The organism is Streptococcus dysgalactiae subsp. dysgalactiae (assembly GCF_900459225.1).
GTDB classification, from domain to species: Bacteria; Bacillota; Bacilli; order Lactobacillales; family Streptococcaceae; genus Streptococcus; species Streptococcus dysgalactiae.
Genome location: NZ_UHFH01000003.1, coordinates 1861399 through 1886694, shown reverse-complemented (window position 1 = coordinate 1886694; position 25296 = coordinate 1861399). Strand labels below are relative to the sequence as shown.

The following is a 25296-nucleotide window of genomic DNA, read 5'->3' as shown; positions in this document are numbered from 1 at the left end:
AGTGCTTTATAAGAAACACATAATTTCTTGTCAAAAATCAGAATTTTGTCTATAATAACAGAGGATTAGGAGGAATTATGACTTTGTTTAAGAATCTTGTCTTTAAAACCCCAGTGTTACGTGTTAACAACCGTGACTTGAACATTACATTTTACCAAAAGACCCTAGGTCTTCGTCTAGTGTCAGAAGAAAATGCAATTGCGATTTTTTCATCGTGGGGAAGAGGGCAGGAACGATTTGTAATTGAAGAATCTCCTTCAGCTAGAACACGTGCAGTAGAAGGGCCTAAAAAAATTAACACTATTGTGATTAAAACAGCCCATCCTAAAGATATCGAACAATTACTCGCTCATGGAGCTAGCTATGAGACCTTATTTAAAGGGGAAAAAGGCTATGCTTTTGAAACCGTTTCTCCAGAAGGGGATCGCTTCTTGCTACATGCTGAAGAGGATATCGAAACCCTTGAAGGAGTAGAATTGCCTGTTTTCACAAAAGATGAAGACTTCAAGGGTCTTAGTCAATTTAGCTTTGATATTATCGTCCTAAACGTTCCCAACGAGGAACAATCAAGAACCTTTTACCACGAGTTATTTGGTGATCAACTGCCCGTTGCGATGGAGTTTGTTCAAGAGGAAGGTCCGGATTTAACCATCGATCCTCACATTGCTTGGGATTTAGAGATTCTAGAGTTTCAAGTGCCTGCCGATTATGACATGGCAGCTTTAAAAACACATTTGGAAGAAGCGAGTCATTCCGTTTATGTAGACAAAAAGCATAAGGTCTTGGTGATTTCTGATCCAAGTCAGATAGAAATTTGGTTTATGAAATGACCCTTGGTTTATTAGAACAACTAAATGACCATATGCAACAAGGATTATACAGAGGGGCTAGCTTAGCCCTTTTTCAGTCTGGTCAGTGGCAGGAGTATTATTTGGGGACAATAGATGGAGACCAGCCTGTTCAGCCAGGCTTGGTCTATGATTTAGCTAGCGTGTCAAAGGTGGTTGGAGTTGCGACTGTCTGTATTTTCTTGATCAATAGCGGAGCACTAAAACTCGATGACTCCCTAAAAAACTATTATCCAGACATAGTTCATGAGGAAGTAACCATTCGCCAATTATTGACCCACACCAGTGGACTAGACCCTTATATTCCGAATCGAGATCACCTTCAGGTACAGGAATTACAAGCAGCCTTAAATCAGTTATCCCTTAAAAAGGATAAGACATTTCAGTACACAGATGTGAATTTTTTACTGCTTGGTTTTATGTTAGAAACTTACTGCGGCAAGTCTTTGGAGCAACTCTTTCAAGAATTGGTTTTTCAGCCTTTTGATATGCCAGAAACCTCATTTGGTCCAAGACATACGGCTGTACCTACTCTAAAAGGAGTGAACGACGGGCATGTTCATGATCCTAAAGCCAAAGTGTTAGGAAAACAGGCGGGATCAGCGGGATTGTTTTCAACCCTCAACGATTTGGAACATTTTGCTATGCATTACCTCGAGGATTCCTTTTCAGATTCGCTATGGACAAACTACAGTCTCCAAGAAAAAACGCGTTCCCTTGGTTGGAATTTGGAACAGGATTGGATTGACCATACGGGATATACGGGTCCATTTATCATGTTGAATAAGAAAGAGCAAAAAGCAGCTATCTTCTTGACAAATCGAACCTATGAAAAAGATGATCGTCCCCTTTGGATTCGAGAACGTCGTCGCATTAGAGACGCTATCATTGATTACTTGTAAAATAATTACTAGTCTTATGTCTGTCATGTGTTTAATCAGCATCATGAAAAAACAAAGGTCACACTGTAAAAATGTGACCTTTTTGATTAACAGAGAAGGGGAAGTGTCATTGATTCACAGGCTTCGATAGCTATGAATTTAGTTTTTATGGTTAATCCTTTTTAAAAAGACAACAAGAAAACCTAATTTGTAAAATTAAGTTAGACAGAAAAAGCCATCTATGTTAGGCTCAGATAAACACTACATTCGTCTGAAAGGAATAACATAGATGACCTATACCCATCTTACCACAACCGAACTTGTAATGATAGAGGTATATGTTGAGAATGGCATATCGGTTCTTAAGATTGCTCAATCACTTAAACGAAGTCGGCAAACAATCCATAAGGTTGTGAACTTCCTAAAACAAGGAAAGTCAACCAATGACTATTATCAGAATTATAAGACCAATAAATCTCGTTGCTGGCGATGAAAAGCTATTCTTTCCCATGATGAAAAGATCTTCATCCAAGATTATTTGAAGCAAGACTGGAGCCTCGATGTGATCAAAGGGACCTTTCCAGACCGCATTTCTTCTTCTATGAGAACCTTGTATCGTTTGGTAGACCGTGGTGTTTTCAAGGCAGAAGACATGCCTTGGAAAGGTAAACGGAAACCGAATGGTCATTCAGAGAAGCGGGGGAAACAAGCTTTTCGTCGTAACCTACGTGAGAGAGCTGAGAAAAGCCCAGACTTTGAGACAGAATTTGGTCATTTAGAAGGCGATACTATTGTCGGTAAGAACCATAAGAGTGCTGTTATCACATTAGTAGAACGCTTATCTAAAGCCATCATTACCCTTCAAACCAATGGACGAAAAGCTAGCGATATTGAAGGCGCCATCCATTGTTGGATGGCTGGATTACCGAAGCATGTTTTCAAGTCCTTCACCTTTGATTGTGGTAAACTGGAAATCACTGTCCAATGAACACGATATTGACATTTTCTTTGCGGATCCTGGTTGTCCAGGTCAGCGTGGTCTTAACGAGCATTCGAATGGACTCTTAAGAAGACACGGCCTACCCAAACAACTGGATTTTAGTGGCATTTCTCAAGAAGTCTTATCAAACATAGCTGATAAGAGAAATAAAATTCCTAAGAAATCCCTAAACTATCGAACACCCTATCAAATTTTTCTGAGTGAGATAGACTGTCCAACTTAATTTGACAATTCAGTAAAAATTAAGCTTAAAAAGCAGAGTAAATCATCAAATGATACTTTGCTTTTTTCATAGTGTGAAAGGGCTTGATTTAGTGGATCAACCTTTGGCAAGGCTTCATCAGAGACAGTCACCTCATGGTTAGTATATGAGTCAGTTCTAGGGCTTTAGTTGCTAGAAAAAACTATCTATACAAGATTTTTGTCATCGTGATATGCTCAATTTCTGCTTCTTCGAACCGCTCTCCCTCTTCTTGGAAACCTAATTTGGCATAGAAAGTTCGAGCGCTTAGCTGAGCATGCAGGCTGATACGTTCAATTCCTTGTTTTTGGGCATAGGTTAGGACGTAAGTCATTAACTCTTGTCCCAGGGACTGGCCACGGTATTCTTTGAGGACAGCTATGCGTTGTAAGGTAACGGTTTTCTGATTGGTATCAGGCAGCAGACGACAAGTAGCACAAGGTTTGCCATTATCGTTGTAAAGAACAAAATGAAGACAGTAAGCCTCATTACGGTCGATTTCAATAGTAGCTGGAACTCCCTGTTCACCAATAAAGACTTGACGTCTGATTTTTACAGCATCTAAATAAGTATCAGCTAGAGTATTTCGAGTTTGTTTGATTATCATAAGGTTATTATAAGTTAAAAAAAGAAGCAGGACAACTGTTTGATGTCCTGCTTCTATAAGAATGACTAAGGGCGTTATCAAAGGCATAACGAGCCTTGTCTGATTATTGACCTGAGATAGCTTCAGCGGCATCATCCATTGAAAGCACTTCGTGGAAGACACGTTGAGTCAATTCAGTTTTTTGTTCTGGTGTAAGGTATTTGGTGTTGACACAGTAACCAGAGATACGCACGATAACATCTTCGCCGCTCATGATCTTGTCATAAACATCGTTAAGGTCCATAACGTTCAAGTTAACGTGTTGACCACCATTTTCAAAGTAACCATCAAGAACTGTTACCAAGTTGTCAACCTGTTCGTCAAATGTTTTACCAAGAGCACGAGGTGATACTTGAGTAGTCAATGAGATACCGTCATTAGCGTGTGAGAATTCAAGTTTAGCAAGTGAGTTAAGGTTTTGTAACCAGCCACCTTTTGCTTTGTTAGATGGGTTAGCACCTGGTGAGAAGAATTCTACTTGGCTAGTGTTAACTGTACCATCTTCGTTCAAGAATACGCCGCGGTGAACTGGAGAGTTACCAGTTTGTTTAGAGTAAGCAACGTTTGAAGTGATGGTAAGAAGTGATACTGAAGCTTCAGCATTCTTGTAAAGTTTGTGGCTTGCAAGACGTGTGTGGTAAGCTTCCATCAACCATTTAGCGATGTTATCAACACGGTCGTCGTCTTCACCGTAACGAGGGAAGTCACCGATAACTTCGTAGTCATAGATGTAACCATTTTCGTCGCGGATAGTTTTAACAGTTGCGTATTTAATTGCTGACAAAGTATCAACAGTGTTAGCGAAACCACAGATACCGAATCCCATGTTAGCACGTTGATGTGTTGGCAAGAAGGCCATTTGAACAGCTTCGTAGTTGTATTTGTCAGTCATGTAGTGAATGATGTTAAGCGCATCTACGTAAGTATCTGTCAACCAGTCAAGTGATTTCTCAAAGTTAGCCATAACTTCGTCGTATTCAAGAATTTCTGATGTGATTGGTTCAACAACGTTAAACACTTTGTAGTCTCTGTGAACATCATCGTAACCACCGTTAAGACCAGTAAGAAGGGCTTTAAGCACGTTTACACGAGCACCAAAGTATTGGATGTTATGACGTTGTTCTTCATTTTCTGGGTCAAGTGGAGATACACAACATGAAATACATGACATTTCGCCGTAACCTTCTTTAGCCATTGTTGTCACACCTTCATATTGGATAGAAGAGTGTTTGTGGCTCATTTTCATACAGTAGCGACGGAATGCTTCTGGCAATTGATCAGTCCAAAGAACAGTCAAGTTTGGTTCTGGAGAGTTACCGATATTATCAAGCGTGTTCAAGAAACGGTAGTCCATCTTAGTTACACGGTGACGACCATCGTTACCCATACCAGCCATAGAAGTTGTGATGAATGTTGGGTCACCTGAGTAAAGCGCATCGTAAGCTTTCGTACGTCCGAATTTGACAGTACGAAGTTTAAGTACGAAGTCATCTACAAATTCTTGGATTTCTGATTCTGTAAAGGTACCACGAGCAAGGTCACGTTCAGCAAAGATATCAAGAACGATTGGCACACGTCCAAGAGAAGTTGCTGCACCGTTGATCACACGACATACTGCCATGAAAGCGATGTTTACCCATTGGATAGCTTCTTTAACGTTTTCTGCTGGGCGACGAACGTCAACACCGTAAAGATCACCAAGTTTAACCACTTCACCAAGTGCTTGGTATTGAAGGTTAACTTCTTCGCGAAGACGGATTGATTCTTCATCGATTTCAGTGATGGCATTCCAGTCATTCACTTTTTCTTGCATCAAGTAGTCTGCACCGTAAAGGGCAAGACGTGCGTAAACACCGATGATACGTCCACGTGAGTAAGCATCTGGAAGACCAGTTACAGTGTGGGCGTGGCGCGCACGACGAATGTTTGATGTGTAAGCACGGAAAATACCGTCGTTAACAGTTGTTACATATTTAGTGAAGATTTCATGGACTGATGGGTCTGGCTCATAACCATTTTCTTTAAGAGTCGTTTCCGCCATACGGATACCACCTTTTGGCATGAAGTTCAATTTGAACAATTCATCGTTTTGAATACCATAAATCAATTCATTGTCTTTATCGATGAATCCAGCAGGAATGCCAGCGATTGAAGAAGGACGAGTATCAAATGGGAAGCGAGTTGCTTCATACTCAGCTTTAGTGTCTTCAATGATTTTCTTGATTTTTAATGAACGTTCAGTTGCACCGGATAAGAAAGACTCATCGCCATCGTATGGCGTGTAGTTAGCTTGTACAAAACGTGATACACTTGCCTTTTCTTTCCAGTCAGTTCCTTTAAAGCCTTCCCAAGCTTTTTCGAAAACATCTGTGTTAGTTTTAACAGTTGCCATATATTTCTCCTCAAATTCTAGTAACAAAGCGATCTGTTACATTTACAATTCTAAGTTTAACATATAGGAAACGTTTTCCCAAGCAAAATTCTTGACAAATCCAAGATTCTTTTATAATACAGATTGTTGAAACAGTCACAAACTGTATTAGAATGTATTCTTTTGGCTTTAGATGCTCTAAGGAGTATAATATATTCAGGAGGGGCCGATGCTTATTTTTCCACTGCTTAATGACACGTCACGAAAAATCATTCATATTGACATGGATGCCTTTTTTGCTGCAGTTGAGGAAAGAGATAACCCAGCCTTAAAAGGGAAACCGGTTGTGATTGGGAAAGATCCTAGAGAGACTGGGGGACGCGGTGTTGTCTCTACTTGTAATTATGAAGCTAGGAAATATGGGATTCATTCTGCTATGAGCTCTAAAGAGGCTTATGAGCGTTGTCCTCAAGCTATCTTTATCTCTGGGAATTACGAAAAATACCGAAGTGTTGGTCAGGAAATTCGCCATATTTTTAAACGTTATACTGATTTGGTTGAACCTATGTCTATTGACGAGGCTTACCTTGATGTGACTGATAATAAGTTGGGGATTAAGTCTGCTGTGAAAATCGCTAAACTGATTCAGCATGATATCTGGAATGAAGTTCACCTTACTTGCTCGGCGGGAGTCTCTTATAATAAATTTTTAGCTAAACTAGCCAGTGATTTTGAAAAACCGCATGGATTAACGCTTGTTTTGCCCCAAGATGCCCTATCCTTCTTAGCCGACCTTCCTATTGAAAAGTTTCATGGTGTCGGTAAAAAGTCAGTTGAAAAATTACATGAGATGGGGATTTACACAGGGCAGGATTTGTTAGAAGTTCCTGAAATGACCTTGATTGACCATTTTGGCCGCTTTGGTTTTGATCTTTACCGTAAAGCTAGAGGCATTAGCCACTCTCCAGTCAAACCCAATCGTATAAGAAAGTCGATTGGTAGCGAGAGAACCTATGCCAAACTCCTTTATCAAGAAGCCGATATCAAAGCAGAAATCAGTAAAAATGCTAGGCGCGTGGCTGCTCTCCTACAAGACCATAAAAAGTTAGGGAAGACCATTGTGCTTAAGGTGCGTTATGCTGATTTTACTACTTTAACTAAGCGAGTCACCCTACCAGAACTGACAAGGGATGCCGCACAAATTGAGCAGGTGGCCGAATCTATCTTTGATACCTTACCAGAACATACGGTAGGTATTCGTTTGTTGGGAGTTACCATGACCAACTTGGAGGACAAGATGGCAGATATCGCTTTGGATTTATCGTAGGAAGAAGGCTTTCCCCTTTCCTATTTTTAGAGACAAAAATAAGCTGACTAGGAAAAGTCCTAGTCAGCTTATCTTGTTTCGTGTGATATTACAGTATTGTTTGGTCTTGGTCGATATCGGTGTCTTTTTCGTTAAGGGTTTTGGCTTTGTAAAAAGCAAAGCCATAAAGAGCAGCTTGTGCAAGGATAAGAATAGTTCCAACCATTGACAAGCTTGTTGTGAACTGGCTAACTAAGCCAGTAACAGAAAGGATAAGTCCTAAGATATAAGGAATATAGCTAACCGTTAGACCTTGTTTTAATTTGGACAAGTTTTGAGCACAAAAGACAATAATAGCAATAATAGCAAGTACATTTAAGACAGAAAGGAAAATCATAAATGGTGTCATGGTGCTTTGCATCTGTGCTAATTGCTCAGCAGTGAATTGGGAGCTGAATTCTTCATTCTTGAGTTGGCTTTGTAAGTAGAAAATCCCTGCAAATCCTATTAATGACAGTACAACTCCAAGCCCGTTTAGAATAATAATGGCAATAGTAGACGTTTTGAGTGCCTGACGCACTTTTTCATAAGAAATCATATAACCCTCCAATAGTTTGGTCCTTAGTTTGAAATTGTACAATTGTTTAATACAAGAATATTATATCATAGATTAATCGAGAATATCCGTTTTTTTAGGTTTTTTCTGGAAAAAGAGGGCAACATCTGAGTCTGTAAGCCCTATCATCGGATCGATAGTCGAATAATTCTCAGGTGTTAACCTAAGATTGTGATTATCTGACTGAGAGTTCTCAGTGGGATTAGAGTTTGTTGGTTGAGAGGAAGATTTTTGAGAGTCGTCCTCAAGGGTGGCCGTATTAGAAAAAAGGGAGGTCTGCTCTTTTGATTTTAGCTCTTGGTTAGGTTGAGAGGAGACTAAGTCGGATTGTTCTTGAAAACGTTCAATCAAGTAGGTTTGGCGCTTATCTCCTTCATTTTTGATGGCGTAATCAAAGGCAGCGATTTCGCCTAGCATAATCAATTTACTTTTAGATCGAGTAATCGCTGTGTAAATCAAATTTCGTTGCAAAAGTCGGCCGCTTTGGCGTGTGATGGGTAAAATTACCACTTGAAACTCGCTCCCTTGCGACTTATGAATGCTCATGGCATAGGCTAGGGTTAATTTTAGCCATTCATTTCTAGGATATGTTACCTCGCTACCGTCAAAATCTAAGATTAATTCGTCTTGTTTAGATTCGGTATATTTAGCAGGAATCAAATCTTTAATATAACCAATATCTCCATTAAAGACATTCAACTGAGCATCGTTGACTAAGTGCAAGACTTTATCACCTTTACGAAAATGCGTATCATTGAACAGAAATTCCGTTTGCCCTTCCAAAGGATTGAGGAGGTTTTGCATCAATTGGTTAAGATGATTGATGCCAGCCTGTCCTTTGTACATAGGCGCTAAAATTTGAATTTCCTCAGCAGGGATGCCACTTTTAATAGCAGATAGAACAATTTTTTGAATCATGTCCGGGATGAAAGAGGCTTGGGCTTCAAAATAAGAACGGTCAGCTTTTTTATCACGAAAGTCAGCAGCTAAGATTCCTCGACGCATCTGGTCTGCCAAATCTACAATAGTAGATTCTTGGGATTGACGAAAGATTTTCTGCAAGGCGATTTGGGGTAGGCTATTGACTTTTAAAAGATCTGACAGGACTTGACCGGGTCCAACCGAAGGAAGCTGGTCACTATCTCCGACAATAATTACTTGAGTTGTAGAACTAATCGCTGCTAACAATTGGTTGGCAAGCCAGGTATCCACCATTGAAAATTCATCGACAATCAGCAAGTCGCAGTCCAGATAATCTTCCATGGCTTGGTAATCGTTGTCGCCATTGAGGCCTAAGTGTCTGTGGATGGTTGCGCTAGGAAGTCCAGTCAACTCATTCATACGACGTGCAGCCCGACCTGTTGGAGCTGCTAACAAGATAGGAAGGTCTTTTTTATCCAAATCAATCTGATGCAGGTTAGCGTAAGCCTGTAAAATACCTCGAATAACAGTTGTTTTCCCTGTTCCGGGACCACCTGTTAGGAGAAATACCTTGCTGGTTAAGGCTTTAGCAATGGCTTCTTGCTGCACCTGGTCATAGGTGATAGCAAAGTCTTCCTGAACGGCTTGGACGGTTGTTTGGATGGTATCATGACTAAATGACTGACTTAAAGGGGTATCTAAGAGATGAGAGATATTCTTAGCAATCCCCTCTTCAGCAAAATAAAGGCTAGCATCAAACAATTTGGTGTCACTGTTTTTGATTTTGCCCTCTATGATTAACTCGCTTAGTTGTTCAGCCACAGCAGCAGGGTCACATTCTACTTGACGTGCATCTTCAAGGAGTGTGATGGTAAAGTCTAATAATTGTCGTGCTTGGACATAAGTATCTCCTCGACTGACGGACTCTTCCAAGAGACAGTGCAGTAGAGCGGCACGAAAACGTTTTGGAGAGTCACTCTCAATCCCTAAGTTTTCAGCGATAGCATCTGCCATCTTAAACCCAAAACCTTGTAAATCTTCGACTAACTGATAGGGATTTTCTTTAACAAGGTCAAGAGCCTCTTCTTTGTACTTCTCAAACGCTTGAAAGGCAAAACGGTTGCTAAGGCCAAGTTCGACGAGACCAGCAATCAGTTGCTCTGTGCCATAATTCAATTTCAGTTTAGCGACAAAGGCTTGACGATTAGCCTTGGACAGACCAGAGATAGTTTCTAATTTACTTGGGTCTTCTAAAATATGGTCAATAGTATTATTGCCATAGAGGGCAATGATTTTCTCCGCTGTTTTCTTTCCAATCCCCTTAAAATGGTCGCTAGAGAAATAATTAACCAAACCAGATGAACTAGGTTTGACTTTTTGGTAACGGCTTAGTTTGAGTTGCTGTCCATATTTAGGGTGCTGGGTCAATTCTCCCCAAAAGGTGTAGTCATCTCCTTCGATAATATCAGCCATCGTCCCTGTGATAATGATTTCAAAGTCGTCAATATCACTATCTGTGTCTTCGATAGCAAGGAGGAGAATTTTAAAAAAATTAGCTGCATTTTCAAAGATAATGCGGTCAACAGTACCTGTAAAAAAGTGTTCCATAAAGGACCTTTCTGTCTATGCAAGATAGTCGAAAGCCTGCCCGAAGGCAGGCTTATTTTTTACTTAAAAAGAGTCATTTTATTGAGCGGCCAGAAGCGAGCCTTGACTTCACCGATAAGTTTTTCTTTTTTAAAGCTACCAACTTCACGGCTGTCGCGTGAGACAATTCGATCATCTCCAAGAAGGAGGTATTCACCTTCTGGTACGCTGATTTCAAAACGTGTTTGACCTTCAGCATTAGTGGTAAAGGCATCCGATGTTTCAGCTAATTGCTGAAATAGACTATTATAAGCGTAAGTCTTTTGAAGCTTATCCTTTTTGAACTCTTTAAGGTAGTTAACTAGGTAAGGCTCATCTGTTTTTTTACCATTAATGTAAAGCGTATCATCGTTGTAGGCAATGGTATCACCTGGCATGCCGACAACTCGTTTGACAATTTCTTTTTTCTGCCCATTTTCTTCCTCGCGGGCAACAACAATATCGAAACGGTCAATTCTAGCTTGGTTTAAAACAATGAGACGTTCCCCATGGGATAACGTAGGGTCCATGGAGTGGCCATCAACTTTAACAGCTTGCCACAAGAAAAGACGAGATAAACCGAAGAGGATGAGAAAGAGGGTAAATGGGCCCCATTCTTTAATAAAGTGTTTCATATAATTCCTTTTTAATGATGTTTATTGAGAAGCGCTTGGGCTTTTTGAGTATTGGCAAAATGGAGTTTAGCACTATATGCTAAGCTAGACATGCCATAAGCGGCTAAGAGTTGGCTGGCGACTTTATCAGAGGCTTGTCCAGCCCCGCTTGGTAAACGATAGCCTAATTCTTGACCTAATGCATCAAGGTTTTCTAAAAAGAGGTTTCGAGCAATAATCGAGCTAACCGCTACTGCTAAATAAAGACTCTCAGCTTTTTCTTGAAAGGTTAAGGGATTAGGAAATTGATTTTTTTCCTTTTTTAAGTGTTTTTGGTAATTGGCTTGGCTAGTAAAGGCATCGATTACAATTTTATCCGGATTGATCTCTTCTTGCAAAAGCAAGTAGATGGCCTGATTATGGAGAGCTACTTTGACTGAAACCGCATTGTAGGGTTTGTCTTTCCCCACCATCTCGTTGTATTTTTTTGGAGAAAGTAACAAGGATTTATGCGGAATCTTTTCCTCTAAAATAGGTGCAATCCGCCGAATGATCTGGTCGGTTAAGGTTTTGGAATCATCGACACCTAATTGTTTGAGAAAGGCATGGTCTTCAGGACGCACAAAACTGGCAACCACAGCAATGCCACCAAAGTAAGAACCGTTTCCTACCTCATCACTCCCAATCATGGGCAAATTTTGGTTGGTGCTCGCATTTTGGGAATTTGAATTGGTTACTGGCAAACCGAGTTCTTCTGCCAAAACATCAGCTGATGAACCTTGCAAGACCAATTTGCCAGAGGTATATAAGAGTAAGGTAACCCCGTTTTTTTTGGCAGCGAAGGCCACATACGGGTTTCGATTGCTGATTTGATTAGCAACTAACTGTTCTTTTAGCGATTGACTCAATTGAGCATCTATTTTCAAAACTAAGGTGTCCATAGAAACTATTTTAACATAAAATGACAGACTATGGTCGATTCCCAAGTTTATTTTTGGGAGAAAAGAGACTCGTAGTTCGTTAAAAAGCTGGGCCTAGTAGTCGTGAACATTTTACGAAAGCTTGATTTTACGGTATAATGCTAAAGAGGTGACCCTATGAAAAGTATTAATCGTTATAAATTCACCTTTGGTGAAAAAACACTAACATTAACAACAGACAAAGACAATCTTTTTATGGAAGAAGTTGAACGTGTGGCTAAGGAAAAATACCATACCATCAAAGAGCATTTGCCGGAAGCTGATAATGAGACCATTGCTATCTTGATGACTATTAATACCTTATCAACACAATTAAGTCGAGAAATTGAAATTGAAAAAATGGAGGCGGAACTGTTAGACCTCCGTCAAAAAGCCTTGGCGGGTCTTCAAGAAAAGGCTAATCAAGTAGATGTGAATGAGGTTTAGTCATGTTATCCGTACTAATTGTGCTTGTTTTGATTTGGAATATCTATATTGGTTACAATAGAGGGATTATTCTTCAAAGTTTTTATACTTTGGGAGCTTTAGTTTCTTTGTTGGTGGCTCACCATTTCTATGTCGGTCTAGCCTACAAGATTACCCTGTGGATCCCCTACTCTAACCCTGTAGAAGGAGTGACCACTTTCTTCTTTAAGGAAGTCGACTTGTTTGATTTGAGCAAGGTCTATTATGCTGGCATCGCTTTTTTTGCTCTTTTTTTAGGAACTTATGCTGTGGTACGGCTTGTTGGGGTACTGGTGCACTTTTTCCCAATTGATTATTTTGACAACCAAAGAGCAAAAGTTGTCAGTGGTATACTAGCTCTTCTGGTATCACTTCTGTTTGTTAGCATGGCCTTGTCTATTTTAGCAACGATTCCTATGCCTTTTATTCAGAATCACTTGCAGGCTAGTTCTCTCAGTCGCTTGTTGATTGAACATTTCCCGCCTTTTACAACGGTTATTCACAAACTTTGGATTCAGGCGATTGTCTAATAAACAGTGTTGATTATAACACGATAGAATCTGTGGCTAGTTAGTCATAGGTTTTTTTATTAGAAAGGCTATTGATAGAATGGCAGTGCTGAGAAGTCGTTGATGGAGAACGACTTTCTTGCCCTTTTTTAAATAACTTTAGGTATAATATTTATATGGATAAAAAGATTTTAGAACAGTTAGAATTTGATAAGGTCAAAGAACAATTTCGGGCCTACCTGCAGACAGAGCAGGGGAACCGTGAATTAGACCAACTCGAACCCCTCAATCATCATGAGAAAATCAAACATTACTTTTTAGAAATTGAAGAAATGGCTGGCATTTTTGTAGAGCATCATCACTTTGCATTGGGCAGGCTGTCTGACATTTCAGCTAGCATGAGACGTTTGGAACTGGAAGCTGATTTGAGCATTCCCGAATTATTAGCAGTCAAAAAAATACTTCAGGTATCAGCAGAAGCGAGTCGCTTTTATGTTGATTTGGAAAACGTTCAGCTGCAAGCTTTGAAGCGTTTATTTGAAAATCTGGAGCTTTTCCCTAGCCTTCAAGGCAGTCTTCAGGCTATTAATGACGGTGGTTTTGTGGAAAGTTTTGCCAGTCCCGAGTTAGAAAAAATTCGTCGTAGCATCTCAGACAAAGAACATGCGAGCCGGAATGTCTTACAAGATTTACTCAAAAAGCAAGGTGACTATTTGTCAGAAAGCTTGATTGCTAGCCGAAACGGATGTAGTGTCTTACCTGTCAAAAATACCTTCCGTAATAAGGTGGCAGGGGTCGTTCACGATATTTCGGCTTCAGGAAATACGGTTTATATTGAACCACGAGCTCTTGTTCAACTAAATGAAGAGCTGACGCAGTTACAAGCCGACGAACGTCATGAAGTGTCACGTGTCCTTCAAACCCTATCAGACCTGATTAGACCTCATAGTCGAGTTCTTACCAATAATGCTTGGATTCTGGGGCACCTGGATTTTATCAGAGCCAAATACCTCTATATGAGAGACAATAAGGCCACGGTTCCGGCTATTTCGGATGATAAAAGTTTACAGTTGTTAAATGTGCGCCACCCTCTTTTGCAGGAGCCAGTTGCTAATGATTTGCATTTCTCTAAAGATTTGGCTGTTATTGTGATTACTGGTCCGAATACTGGTGGTAAAACCATCATGCTAAAAACGCTAGGTTTAGCCCAGCTAATGGCCCAATCGGGTCTGCCTATTCTAGCAGATAAAGGTTCCAAAGTTGCTGTTTTTAGTGGTATTTTTGCTGACATTGGCGATGAACAATCCATTGAGCAGAGCTTATCAACTTTCTCTAGCCATATGACTCATATTGTTGCTATTTTGAATCAAGCTGATGCAGACAGTTTAGTACTCTTTGATGAGCTGGGGGCAGGAACAGATCCGCAAGAAGGAGCAAGTCTTGCTATGGCAATCTTGGAGCAGTTACGCTTGACTAATGTCAAAACCATGGCGACTACCCATTACCCTGAACTAAAAGCATATGGCATCGAAACTCCCTATGTGGAAAATGCCAGTATGGAGTTCGATAGCATGAGTTTAAAACCAACTTACCGCTTTATGCAGGGTGTTCCAGGTCGTTCAAATGCCTTTGAAATTGCTAGACGACTTGGGTTGGCAGAGCACATTGTCAAAGAAGCTCAAACCATGACGGACACCGATAGTGATGTTAACCGTATTATCGAACAGTTAGAGAAACAAACTTTGGAGAGTCGTAAGCGGCTTGACCATATTCGAGAAGTGGAGCAAGATAACCTCAAATTTAACCGTGCGGTCAAAAAATTGTACAATGAGTTCTCACAGGCCAAAGATAAGGAAATTGAAAAAGCTACCCTTGAAGCGCGTGAGATTGTAGACTTAGCTTTAGCAGAAAGTGACAGTATTTTAAACCAGTTGCATGACAAAGCTGCACTTAAACCTCACGAAGTTATTGAAGCCAAGGGGCAACTCAAACAGTTAGTGCCAGAAAAGAGTCTCTCTCAAAACAAGGTCCTAAAGAAAGCGAAGCAATTACGAGCTCCTCGAGTAGGAGACGATATTATTGTAACAGCCTATGGCCAAAGAGGAACCTTGGTAAAAGAACTCAAAGATAAGAAGTGGGAAGCACAAGTTGGACTGATCAAAATGACCCTCAAAGAAGATGAATTTAGTCTTGTGAAGGTTGTTGAGGAAGCTCAAAAACCAAAGAAAAAAGCTATCAACGTGGTCAAGAAGGCTGCTACTGGTGGTGGTCCTCGTGCCCGTCTGGATTTGCGTGGCAAACGGTATGAAGAAGCGATGCAAGAACTAGACGCCTTTATTGACCAAGCTCTCTTAAATAACATGAGCCAAGTGGATATTATTCATGGGATTGGCACTGGTGTAATCCGTGAAGCTGTTACCAAATACCTCAGACGAAACAAACATGTTAAAAGCTTTGGTTATGCTCCACAGAATGCGGGTGGATCAGGGTGTACCATTGCGAACTTAGGGTGAGATAGTTCACACTCTTTCTGAAAAGATAACTAAACAAGCCTGCCTCTACTGAAAGTAACAGTTGAGACAGGCTTGTTTTTGAATATGGTTATTAGATATTGAAGACATCATTGAGGTTTTCTGCCATTGATGGATGGGTGAAGATTTGATGTTTTAAGTAAGTATAAGGGATATGATTATCTATAGCCATCTTGATAAGATTAATGTATTCTTGGGACTGCGCTCCTAGTAAGGTCGCCCCTAGAACCTCTTTGGTGTCTGTATTAATAAGGACTTTAAAGAGACCTCGAAGATCATTATTGACATGAGCCCGTGGCATATTAGCCACCAAAAGTTCATTGGCTTTGTAGGGAATTCCTTTTTCTTGAGCTTCTTTTTCTGTCAAACCAACCTGAGATAAAGGTGGCTCGATAAAGGTCGTTGTAGGGATTGGCCCGCGTTCCTTGTGATTGTAGGTACTAGCTCCTGTTAATTGCCCAAGGACGATTCGAAAATCATCTAAAGAGGTGTAAGTAAACTGAGGACCACCAGTTACATCTCCAACGGCATAAACCCCTTTAACGCTTGTTTGACAGTAATCATCAACGGCAATAGCACCACGATCTGTCACTGTGATATCGGTTTTTTCTAATCCTAAATCTTCCGTAGCAGGTTTTCGTCCCATAGCGTAGAGCAATAGGTCAAAAGCTTCCGTTTCTCCATTAGCTTTAACAAGAACTTGACCAGCCTCATTATTGCTAACTTCTTCAACCGACGCAGATAGATGGAAACTGATACCGTCTTCTTCTAAATAACGTTTTGCTAATTTAGCGACACTTGGTTCATAACGTCCTAAGATTTCTGGAGCAGCCTCATACACAACCACTTGGCTACCTAATTTAGCGTAAAGACTAGCAAATTCTAGCCCGATATTTCCTCCACCGATAATAGCCAGGCGTTGAGGTTGTTCTTTTACGGACAGAAGGCCAGTGCTATCAACCACATGATGACTATCAGCTAAGCCAGGAATTGGGAACTGATTAGAGACGGCCCCTGTATTGATGACAATTGTTTCTCCTTCCAATTCAAGTCGATCACTACCGGCTTCAATGAGAATTGTTTTATTAGCTGAAAAGCGCGCTTTCCCATTGTAAAGAACAGCACCCGAGCTTGTTAAAGCGTTTTTGTTTTTCTGACGAAGCCGACTAACAACTGTATCTTTATGCTCCATTGCCTGCTCGAAAGTTGCATTAGATTCTGCTGCAACAATTAATGATTTGGTTGGAATACAGCCGATATTGATACAGGTACCACCATACATATGGTCATTTTGCTCGATGAGGGCAACCCGCTTCCCTAGCTGAGCCATCTTGCCGGCTAATGTTTTACCTGCTTTACCAAATCCAATAACAACAAGGTCGTAATGTTCCATAAAAATAACCTCCTTTGTAATTAATTATATCTAACTAGTACTAGTTTAACAAAAGTAGCCAAACTTGTCTTAAAATCGCTACGACAGTCGTTGTATAAAAATATTGCTAGAAAAAATGACACAAAGACCTTTTTCTTGGAGGATAGGCAGTGCGTAGCAGATTCTTGCATTATCAGCCTATTTGCCCTACAATAGGCTTATAAACTTGAAGAACGGAGAAAAACTTATGGCACATATTGTAACAGATGCTACTTTTGAAGCAGAAACAAATGATGGTTTAGTTCTCGTTGACTTTTGGGCAACTTGGTGTGGACCTTGTTTGATGCAAGCGCCAATCCTTGACCAGTTAGCTGGAGAATTGGACGAAGATGAACTCAAAATTGTGAAATTGGATGTAGATGAAAACCCTGATACTGCTCAACAATTTGGTATTATGTCTATCCCAACCTTGCTTTTCAAAAAAGACGGTAAAGTGGTGAAACAAGTGGCGGGTGTTCATACCAAAGACCAAATTAAGGCAATTGTGGCTGAATTAAGCTAAAAGAAAGTAAAACAAAAGAACTGAAGAGGATTAAACCTTGAACTGCACCCCAAAAGTTAGACAACAAATCTAACTTTTGGGGTGTTTTTCTATGAAATTAAGTTATGAAGATAAAATTGAAATCTATCGCTTACGACAATCTGGTTGGACATGGCCTAAAATCAGTCAAACATTTAATATGAGTAAGTATAACCTTCAATACATGGTCCGCCTTATTGATATACACGGATTGGAAAGTGTTTGTAAAAGGAAAAATAGGTATTATTCTCCTGAACTAAAGCAGGAAATCATAAACGAAGTTCTGATGAAAGGTAGGTCTCAGCTAGAGGTTTCTCTAGATTATGGATTACCAAACAAGGGAATGCTTCCTAATTGGATAGCGCAATACAAGAAAAACGGGTATACTATTCTTGAGAAATCAAGAGGGAGACCTGTAAAGATGGGACGCAAACCAAAGAAAAAACTTGAAGAAATGACTGAATTAGAGCGTCTTCAATATGATAATGAGTACCTTAGAGCGGAGAATGCCGTACTAAAAAAGTTGAGAGAACTCCGATTGAGGGACGAAGCAAGGCTCAAAGAGCAACAGAAATCATTCAAGGACTAATCAATGTATTTGATTTAAGAATCCTACTTAATATTTTGAAGCTGTCTCGATCAACCTACTATTATCAGGTTAAACGTCTAACTCAGGGAGATAACAACAAAGAATTAAAAGAAGCTATTCAAGATATTTATTCTGAGAACAAAGGGAGATATGGTTACCGTAGAATTCACCTCGAACTTAAAAATCGAGGCTATAAAGTTAATCATAAGAAAGTTCAACGTTTGATGACAGAACTTGGTTTGAAAGCTAGAATCCGTGCGAAACGTCGCTATAACTCTTATAAAGGTGAGGTTGGCAAGAAAGCTGATAATCTCATTAAGCGTCAATTTAAAGCTACCCAACCACTTAAGAAGTGTTATACCGATGTCACAGAGTTTTCAATTCCTGCTAGTGATCAAAAATTGTATCTATCACCAGTTCTTGATGGCTTTAACAGTGAGATTATTGCATATCATTTATCTACCTCGCCAAACTTACAACAACTTAAAACGATGCTTTCCGAGGCTTTTCCTGAACAAACTTACCAGGGCACTATTTTACATAGTGACCAAGGATGGCAATATCAACACACTTACTACCATCATTTTCTTGAGGTGCATGGAATGAGACCGTCCATGTCGCGTAAAGGAAATAGCTTAGATAACGGCATGATGGAATCTTTTTTTGGAACATTGAAGACAGAAATGTTTTATGGGTTTGAGAAGGAATTTACTTCCCTCGAAACATTAAAAACAGCTATTTCAGAATATATCAACTACTACAACACTAAACGAATCAAACTTACATTAAAAGGACTAAGTCCTGTGCAATACAGAACTCAATCCTTAACTTAAAATATAATGTCCAACTTTTGGGGGTCACTTCACCTCTCGGTTCTTTTTTATCTTGACGTCACAGTTGATTCTTTCTCTTTTAGATAAGCCTCTAGCATTTTCTTTTGAGGCGTTGCCATAGGATAGTTTTCCATATCAGAGAGCTTGACCCAAGCCATTTCTTTCCCTTTGGGAAGTTCTTGTTGGGAAATCAGGCCTTCTGTTAAAGCGATGGTCCACTTTTGATGGCTAAAGGTGTGTTTTACCAGAGGAAAAGTGTCAGTTGTCCACCGGGGCACCAACCCGTAAGTTTCTTCGAAAAGGTTGGCTTTAGGAACTCTTATGAGATCAGGGTGATTTTCTTCAAAAAGGTCTAGCTGTTGACTCACAAAGCTAGTTTCCATTAGAGGGAAGGACCAAAAACCACCTAGTAATCGCCCTTTGGTATTTTTTTCTAAAAGTAGTTCCTCGTCAGCATTGACGATAATAAAAGCTTGAACCTCAATAGGACGTGGTTTTTTCTTTGGTTCCTTAATAGGGTATTTATCATAGGTACCATGTAAATATGCAGCGCAGAAAAAGCGGATAGGAGACTCGTCTGGTCTAGGATTTTTAGCCGATTCGATATCCGTACCTAAATCCATCAAGGCCTGATTGAAATCTCCAGGGCGGCCGGGATCGATTAATCTTTCCATCAATGCTTGGAAAATTTTTCGGTTCTTGGGATCTCCAATATCATAATTCACTTCAAATAGACGGGCCATAACACGCATCACATTCCCATCGACAGCAGGTTCAGGAAGGTCAAAGGCGATACTGGCAATAGCTCCAGCAGTGTATGGGCCTATTCCCTTTAATTTGGAGATGTCCTCGTAGGAGGAGGGAAATACCCCGCCAAACTCTGTCATGACTTGCTGCGCCGCTTTTTGCATGTTACGGACACGGGAATAATAGCCTAAGCCTTCCCATGCTTTGAGCAAGCGTTCTTCATCAGCATTGGCTAATTTGTCAATGGTTGGAAACCAAATTAAAAAGCGTTCGTAATAAGGAATAACCGTAATCACCTGAGTTTGCTGAAGCATGATTTCTGAAACCCAAATGTGATAAGGGTTTTTGGTTCGGCGCCAAGGCAAATCACGTTTTTCTTGATCATACCAATTTAAAAGAGTGCGACGGAAAGAAGCAATAGTTTCGTCGTCCCACATGTCAATACCATAATCCGTTAATTCAATCATGTTGTTATTGTAACATAGCCTTTCAAAAAAATAAGAAAAAATTGTTCCATGAGATTTGCACATTTGCCTAAAATAGATTATAATAAGATTAAGAATATCTCATCTGTATGTGGGATAAGCCGTATTAAATTAATAAAAGAGATAATAAAGATTGAGAGGAGGGAGTATGTTTTTAAAGCTAAAACATCTTGTAGATCAGTATTCATGGCTATTTTTTGCCTTCATGATACTGATTTTGTTTTTGAATTACCTTTACCCTTTTGATACGTCATTAGAGGGCCTTCAACTGGAGTGGTTTATGATGACTAAAGTGTTTCCTGCTTTGGGCATTTTGTGTGCTTTTGTTGCTATTCTTTTTCGAAAACTTAATCTTTTTATTTTAGCATTGATTTTATATTTTGCCCTCTGGATAAAATTGTTTATTGCCTTTTCTTTTTTTACTTATTTTTTAGGTGTTTAAGCAATGATAATAGACCTCGTCAGAGGAAGCAGTCAACTGAATTGATGAAGGTTTAGGACGTTTAGGTCCTAAACCTTTTTTGATAAAAGAAAAGACTCTAAAAACTTGACTTTAGCAAACGCTTACATTATAATGGAACTATAAAGAAGGATGACAAGTGACAACTAATTATAGGAGGTATTCTTATGATGAACGGACATGTCGCACGGTACAAAAACGGAGATTAAAAACTCCAACAAACGGTAGGCAAACCAATTTTACAACGTTATTAAATGTGATCACATGCTAAAACTTATCGAGATTTCCGATTTGGCCAAAGGAGCGCTCTAAACAGTATAAGTTTGAAAAATCTCCAATATTGAAAGGACGTATGTTATGCTAAGATTCAATAAAGGACGCTATAAAAATGGAGACTAGTTAACTCGTCACTAGTCATCCTCAATTATTGTTATTGACACTCAGTGTGAAAGATTTACTTATTTTAATGTGTTGTTATTGTCACTCAGGGAATACTGCATTTCGAAATAGGAGGGTCTTATGAACGTAGCAAGATACAAAAACGGAGACATCTATTAGCTTATAATAATGTGTGGAACAAGAACGCCATTAACAATTAATAAGTAAGCTGGATATTGGAGGAAATAGCAATGGTTCTGATGTCAGCAGTGTTATATGCTTTGCTTTTATTAGTGGTATATGGCCTAGCTGGAGGTGTTAAGAGCCACACCGTTGAAATAATCTTATTTATTTTAGTGATGGTTGGCTATAATTTTCTTCTCAATCAAATCCCAGATAATCTACATATGCTAGTCTATATGGTGTTGTATGTGCCAATTATTCTTTCAAGTATTCGATATTTAAGGAATAAGAAAGCTATAAAGCCATATTACAATCTCGTTGCGTTGCTTTTCTTGCATTTATTATTTGCTTATCTATGGATAACTCTATTGACTGGAACCTTTTTAGGACTCGTTTAACGGTTAGTTTACTACAAACATATTCCAGTTATTATTGTCACTCAATGTGAAAGATTTACTTATTTTAATGTGTTGTTATTGTCACTCAGGGAATACTGCATTTCGAAATAGGAGGGTCTTATGAACGTAGCAAGATACAAAAACGGAGACACCATAGCCTATTGCAAAAAATAGCGTAAGGGGTGAATCCTGTGTAAAGTTTACGAACAACTGAACAAAAAACGAAAATCAAGAACAAGATATCCTTTTAAAAAAACCATTTCATTGATTCATAGAAAGGAGATTGCGCATTAAAAATCAAAACCTTATCTCCTCTTTAGAGGAACGAGTAATACAACTCCTTATGAAATGATTGTAGAAGGGAGAATATCACTAAAAAATAATCATAAGATACCCATGGTGTGCAGTGGGTATCTTTTTTATGACAAAAAACAAATTTCCCTTGATTTTAACGTCAGTTTCAGGTATACTAGTAATCTGTGAGCATCCCTCACTTACTCGTTACAAAGGTAGCGAGTCATTAGACCAAAAGGAGGAAAACATCAATGGCTAAATACGAAATTCTTTATATTATTCGTCCAAACATTGAAGAAGAAGCTAAAAACGCTTTGGTAGCACGCTTTGACTCTATCTTGACTGACAACGGTGCAACTGTTGTTGAATCAAAAGATTGGGAAAAACGTCGTCTTGCATACGAAATCAACGATTTCCGTGAAGGACTTTACCACATCGTTAACCTTGAAGCGACTGACGCAGCAGCTCTTAACGAGTTTGACCGTCTTTCAAAAATCAATGGTGACATTCTTCGTCACATGATCGTTAAACTTGACGCTTAATTCCAACTAAGAGGGTAGTTTATGATTAATAATGTAGTACTAGTTGGTCGCATGACCAAGGATGCAGAACTTCGTTACACACCAAGTCAAGTAGCTGTGGCTACCTTCACACTTGCTGTTAACCGTACCTTTAAAAGCCAAAGTGGTGAGCGCGAGGCAGATTTCATTAACTGTGTGATCTGGCGCCAACCTGCTGAAAATTTAGCAAACTGGGCTAAAAAAGGTGCCTTGATTGGAATTACGGGTCGTATTCAGACACGTAACTACGAAAACCAACAAGGACAACGTGTCTATGTAACAGAAGTTGTTGCAGATAATTTCCAAATGTTGGAAAGCCGTGCTACACGTGAAGGTGGCTCAACTGGCTCATTTAATGGTGGATTTAACAATAACACTTCATCATCGAACAGTTACTCAGCGCCTGCACAACAAACACCTAACTTTGGAAGAGATGATAGCCCATTTGGCAATTCAAACCCGATGGATATCTCAGATGACGATCTTCCATTCTAGTCAGAATGGGTTGAACGAATACATTGAATTGAATAAATTTGCTGATGGTTTAGAGTGGGATTTCTTACTGTGACCTCTGGCGAATTTATATCTTGAAAAATATAAAGGAGAAAACACATGGCTCAACAACGTCGTGGCGGATTCAAACGCCGTAAAAAAGTTGACTTCATCGCAGCTAACAAAATTGAATATGTTGATTACAAAGATACTGAGCTTCTTAGCCGTTTCGTTTCAGAACGTGGAAAAATTCTTCCTCGTCGCGTAACTGGAACTTCAGCTAAAAACCAACGTAAAGTAACAACAGCAATCAAACGTGCTCGCGTTATGGCACTTATGCCTTACGTAAACGAAGACTAAAAAACAAACAGTCCATTTCGGACTGTTTGTTTTTTAGTTGACTAGGATTAGTCTAGGCGTTTAGGTGAGTTTTGTCTAAAAGAGAGAATGATAGTAAACGAAAATCCTTGCGTAGACAGCAAGGATTAAAAAGTTGTTATTTGTTAATAGGTGACATAGTGTTTTGAATGTTGTATTTGCGTTGTAGGTAGTAGCGTAAGGCAAGGGAAACACCACCGATAATGAGCAAGGCGAGAGGAGGCAACTGTGGGTTAAGAGAGGTTGGTAAAAAGGCAGTTGAAGAGTACAAGGCAATCCAAATCAACATGGCTAATGACAGGGCTGCGATGATTTTGAACCAACTTGGACGAAGGCTTTTATCTTTGCCGAGATGGCGATAAATAAAATAGTAGGTAGCATACATAGAAGCTCCTCCACCAAAACCTAGTGCTAATAAAGAGATCAATCCTGTAACTGTAGCGTTTGTGTTGAAGAAGGTCATAATGCCATTTAGTAGAGCAACCACCCCAATAAACAATAAAGAGGTATCGAGCCACATCAACCAAGGGTTGGTGTTTTTGTCAGTTTCTGCAGTTTGTTTTTGATTAGGGTCTTGGCTAAAGGAAGCTGCCCAAGCGGTCGGAGTCCCTAATAGATTTCGAGCGGTGACTCCTTTTTTCTGGTTTTCGAGAATAGTTGGAATGGCTTCTTCGAGAATCAGTTTAATGTCCTCATCGGACTTGCCATCTTGGATCAATTTGTTGGTAGCGGTGTGGATAAATTCTTGATTTTTTTTGGTAAGTTCTTGTAATTCCATGGGAATCCCTTCTTTATATGGGTTAGTTACAGTAAGTCAATGATATTAGCTAGTGGTAATGAAACTTTGGAGCTAGCCGTTTGACGCAGAGTTTTGTCAGGTGTTAACTGCATTGTGCAGCTTGCTCCACTCTAGAACCATTTTTTTCTAATAAAGTAAATCACAACAAAGGAACTAAGGAGCATAGCAATCAAGGTAATATACCAAAAAGCATGTTCTAAACCATTTAGCGGTAGCCAATTGTTCTGGAAATTCATACCATAGGCAGAGAAAATCACAGTTGGTATATCTAAAGCCATGGTCATCAAGGCCAGTGTTTTCATAATGGTGTTCTGGTTGTTGTTGATAATGGAAGCAGTGGTTTCGGTCATGGCATTCAAGACATTTTCATAAATGCCAGCCATCTCAATCGCCTGTTGGGTTTCAATCAAGGTATCTTCCAACAAATCCTCATCCTCAATGTATTTCTTGAGGGAGCTGGTTGAGCTGGATAATTTCTTAACGATGCGTTCGTTGAACTTCAAGGAAGCCTTTAAGTAGACAATGGATTTTTCAAGTTCCATCATGTCGATAAGTTCTTCGTTACGCGTAGCTGCTTCAAGCTGAGCTTCCAAACGTTCGCTTTGGCGGTCAATGGTCCTCAAGGCAGTCAGAAAGAGCTCGGCATTGCGATACAAAATCTGAAAAACGAAGCGTGTCTTCATAAAGGTATAGAAATTTTTGACCCGACGGTTGTGAAAATGATCGAAAAGGGTCATATCATGTAGACAGGTTGTGATAACAGCGTTCTCAGTGACGATGATACCCAAAGGCATGGTAATATAGTAGCTTTTATTATTACGCTCTTCATAGGTTGGGACGTCGACGATAATCAAGGTGTAGTCGTCTTCCACAGCAATACGTGAGGTTTCCTCCACGTCCAAAGGGGCGCGCAAGTCAGAAATATCAATGTTAAATTGATTGGCGATCTCCATAGACTCTTCCTGGGAAGGGTTAACCAGTTTAATCCAAGCTCCTGGCTCGAATGTTTCTATTTCTTTGAATTCAATTGCCGATGAAAGAAACATTTGTTTCATGACAAGCCCTCCTTTTTGATGATTAACTGGTAGAGATTGACATCAAACCTTGATAATAAAGCCTTCTCAAGGATTTTCTGAAAAATTCTCAATACTTATCTATTATACCAAAAATCGTAAAGTTTGGGGCAACTAGTTCTCATAATTTTCTGTTATAAT

General features: G+C 39.6%; 23 protein-coding genes and 1 pseudogene. 14 read left to right on the top strand and 10 right to left on the bottom strand.

What is annotated here, in order from left to right:
- The first annotated feature begins 77 nt into the window (after positions 1-77).
- The 3 genes and pseudogenes from DYD17_RS09645 to DYD17_RS09635 all read left to right on the top strand — a co-directional run bounded on the left by DYD17_RS09645 (position 78) and on the right by DYD17_RS09635 (position 2952).
- A complete protein-coding gene (locus DYD17_RS09645; protein ID WP_115276468.1) occupies positions 78-830 on the top strand; it encodes a CppA family protein in 753 nt (250 codons plus the stop codon).
- Entirely contained in the window at positions 827-1750 is a 924-nt protein-coding gene (locus tag DYD17_RS09640; RefSeq protein WP_115253130.1) for a serine hydrolase domain-containing protein, read from the top strand. The genes DYD17_RS09645 and DYD17_RS09640 overlap by 4 nt, the downstream gene beginning before the upstream one ends.
- A 268-nt stretch (positions 1751-2018) precedes the next feature.
- Positions 2019-2952: pseudogene (locus DYD17_RS09635) on the top strand (IS30 family transposase).
- A gap of 181 nt (positions 2953-3133) precedes the next feature.
- Here DYD17_RS09635 and DYD17_RS09630 read toward each other — a convergent pair.
- Entirely contained in the window at positions 3134-3577 is a 444-nt protein-coding gene (locus DYD17_RS09630) for a GNAT family N-acetyltransferase (RefSeq protein ID WP_115253267.1), read from the bottom strand.
- A gap of 103 nt (positions 3578-3680) precedes the next feature.
- Positions 3681-6008 (bottom strand): formate C-acetyltransferase, encoded by a 2328-nt coding sequence (gene pflB / locus DYD17_RS09625; protein ID WP_003052713.1) that lies wholly within the window; start codon positions 6006-6008, stop codon positions 3681-3683.
- Between the two features lie 208 nt (positions 6009-6216).
- Here pflB and dinB point away from each other — a divergent pair, with 208 nt between their 5' ends.
- Positions 6217-7314 (top strand): DNA polymerase IV, encoded by a 1098-nt coding sequence (dinB, locus tag DYD17_RS09620; RefSeq protein WP_003052709.1) that lies wholly within the window; start codon positions 6217-6219, stop codon positions 7312-7314.
- 88 nt (positions 7315-7402) lie between these two features.
- Here the strand turns inward: dinB and DYD17_RS09615 are convergent, their stop codons facing one another.
- The 4 genes from DYD17_RS09615 to rnhC form a co-directional block, all read right to left on the bottom strand.
- Positions 7403-7891: a hypothetical protein gene (locus DYD17_RS09615; protein ID WP_037585028.1), complete on the bottom strand. Its 489-nt coding sequence runs from the start codon at positions 7889-7891 to the stop codon at positions 7403-7405.
- Positions 7892-7963: 72 nt separating this feature from the next.
- The gene (gene recD2 / locus DYD17_RS09610; RefSeq protein ID WP_115276467.1) at positions 7964-10438 is read right to left on the bottom strand and encodes an SF1B family DNA helicase RecD2; all 2475 of its coding nucleotides are present in this window, start codon (positions 10436-10438) and stop codon (positions 7964-7966) included.
- A gap of 59 nt (positions 10439-10497) precedes the next feature.
- The gene (gene lepB, locus DYD17_RS09605; RefSeq protein ID WP_003052704.1) at positions 10498-11091 is read right to left on the bottom strand and encodes a signal peptidase I; all 594 of its coding nucleotides are present in this window, start codon (positions 11089-11091) and stop codon (positions 10498-10500) included.
- An 11-nt stretch (positions 11092-11102) separates the two neighbouring features.
- On the bottom strand, positions 11103-12011 hold the full coding sequence (rnhC, locus tag DYD17_RS09600; protein ID WP_115253128.1) for a ribonuclease HIII: 909 nt from the start codon (positions 12009-12011) through the stop codon (positions 11103-11105).
- A gap of 156 nt (positions 12012-12167) precedes the next feature.
- On the opposite strand from rnhC, the gene DYD17_RS09595 reads away from it, so the two are divergent.
- The 3 genes from DYD17_RS09595 (at position 12168) to DYD17_RS09585 (ending at position 15516) form a co-directional block, all read left to right on the top strand.
- Positions 12168-12476: a hypothetical protein gene (locus DYD17_RS09595; RefSeq protein ID WP_003052702.1), complete on the top strand. Its 309-nt coding sequence runs from the start codon at positions 12168-12170 to the stop codon at positions 12474-12476.
- A 2-nt stretch (positions 12477-12478) separates the two neighbouring features.
- Positions 12479-13024 carry a CvpA family protein gene (locus DYD17_RS09590; protein WP_115253127.1) on the top strand — a complete coding sequence of 182 codons (546 nt, stop codon included), beginning with the start codon at positions 12479-12481 and terminating at the stop codon, positions 13022-13024.
- A gap of 155 nt (positions 13025-13179) precedes the next feature.
- Positions 13180-15516, top strand: coding sequence for an endonuclease MutS2 (locus DYD17_RS09585; RefSeq protein WP_115253126.1), 2337 nt, complete (start codon positions 13180-13182; stop codon positions 15514-15516).
- A gap of 91 nt (positions 15517-15607) precedes the next feature.
- On the opposite strand, the gene DYD17_RS09580 is transcribed toward DYD17_RS09585, so the two are convergent.
- The gene (locus tag DYD17_RS09580) at positions 15608-16927 is read right to left on the bottom strand and encodes an FAD-containing oxidoreductase (RefSeq protein WP_115253125.1); all 1320 of its coding nucleotides are present in this window, start codon (positions 16925-16927) and stop codon (positions 15608-15610) included.
- 226 nt (positions 16928-17153) lie between these two features.
- On the opposite strand from DYD17_RS09580, the gene trxA reads away from it, so the two are divergent.
- On the top strand, positions 17154-17468 hold the full coding sequence (gene trxA / locus DYD17_RS09575; RefSeq protein WP_003052691.1) for a thioredoxin: 315 nt from the start codon (positions 17154-17156) through the stop codon (positions 17466-17468).
- A 91-nt stretch (positions 17469-17559) separates the two neighbouring features.
- A protein-coding gene (locus DYD17_RS09570; protein WP_115276319.1) for an IS3 family transposase occupies positions 17560-18908 on the top strand; the annotation gives its coding sequence in 2 pieces (ribosomal slippage) (positions 17560-18001 and positions 18001-18908; 1350 coding nt in all).
- 47 nt (positions 18909-18955) lie between these two features.
- Here DYD17_RS09570 and mutY read toward each other — a convergent pair.
- Positions 18956-20122: an A/G-specific adenine glycosylase gene (gene mutY, locus DYD17_RS09565; protein WP_115245695.1), complete on the bottom strand. Its 1167-nt coding sequence runs from the start codon at positions 20120-20122 to the stop codon at positions 18956-18958.
- Positions 20123-20288: 166 nt separating this feature from the next.
- Here mutY and DYD17_RS09560 point away from each other — a divergent pair, with 166 nt between their 5' ends.
- The 5 genes from DYD17_RS09560 to rpsR all read left to right on the top strand — a co-directional run bounded on the left by DYD17_RS09560 (position 20289) and on the right by rpsR (position 23265).
- Positions 20289-20582 (top strand): hypothetical protein, encoded by a 294-nt coding sequence (locus DYD17_RS09560; protein ID WP_003052683.1) that lies wholly within the window; start codon positions 20289-20291, stop codon positions 20580-20582.
- Between the two features lie 647 nt (positions 20583-21229).
- Positions 21230-21559, top strand: a complete 330-nt coding sequence (locus DYD17_RS09555; RefSeq protein ID WP_003052681.1) for a hypothetical protein — start codon at positions 21230-21232, stop codon at positions 21557-21559.
- 545 nt (positions 21560-22104) lie between these two features.
- A complete protein-coding gene (rpsF, locus tag DYD17_RS09550) occupies positions 22105-22395 on the top strand; it encodes a 30S ribosomal protein S6 (protein WP_002983117.1) in 291 nt (96 codons plus the stop codon).
- A gap of 21 nt (positions 22396-22416) precedes the next feature.
- Positions 22417-22908: a single-stranded DNA-binding protein gene (locus DYD17_RS09545; protein WP_003052678.1), complete on the top strand. Its 492-nt coding sequence runs from the start codon at positions 22417-22419 to the stop codon at positions 22906-22908.
- Positions 22909-23025: 117 nt separating this feature from the next.
- A complete protein-coding gene (gene rpsR, locus DYD17_RS09540) occupies positions 23026-23265 on the top strand; it encodes a 30S ribosomal protein S18 (RefSeq protein ID WP_002983142.1) in 240 nt (79 codons plus the stop codon).
- A gap of 136 nt (positions 23266-23401) precedes the next feature.
- Here the strand turns inward: rpsR and DYD17_RS09535 are convergent, their stop codons facing one another.
- Both DYD17_RS09535 and DYD17_RS09530 read right to left on the bottom strand, forming a co-directional pair.
- Positions 23402-24061: a DUF1129 domain-containing protein gene (locus DYD17_RS09535; protein ID WP_115245696.1), complete on the bottom strand. Its 660-nt coding sequence runs from the start codon at positions 24059-24061 to the stop codon at positions 23402-23404.
- A 131-nt stretch (positions 24062-24192) separates the two neighbouring features.
- Positions 24193-25137: a magnesium transporter CorA family protein gene (locus DYD17_RS09530; protein ID WP_003052672.1), complete on the bottom strand. Its 945-nt coding sequence runs from the start codon at positions 25135-25137 to the stop codon at positions 24193-24195.
- Positions 25138-25296: the final 159 nt, after the last annotated feature.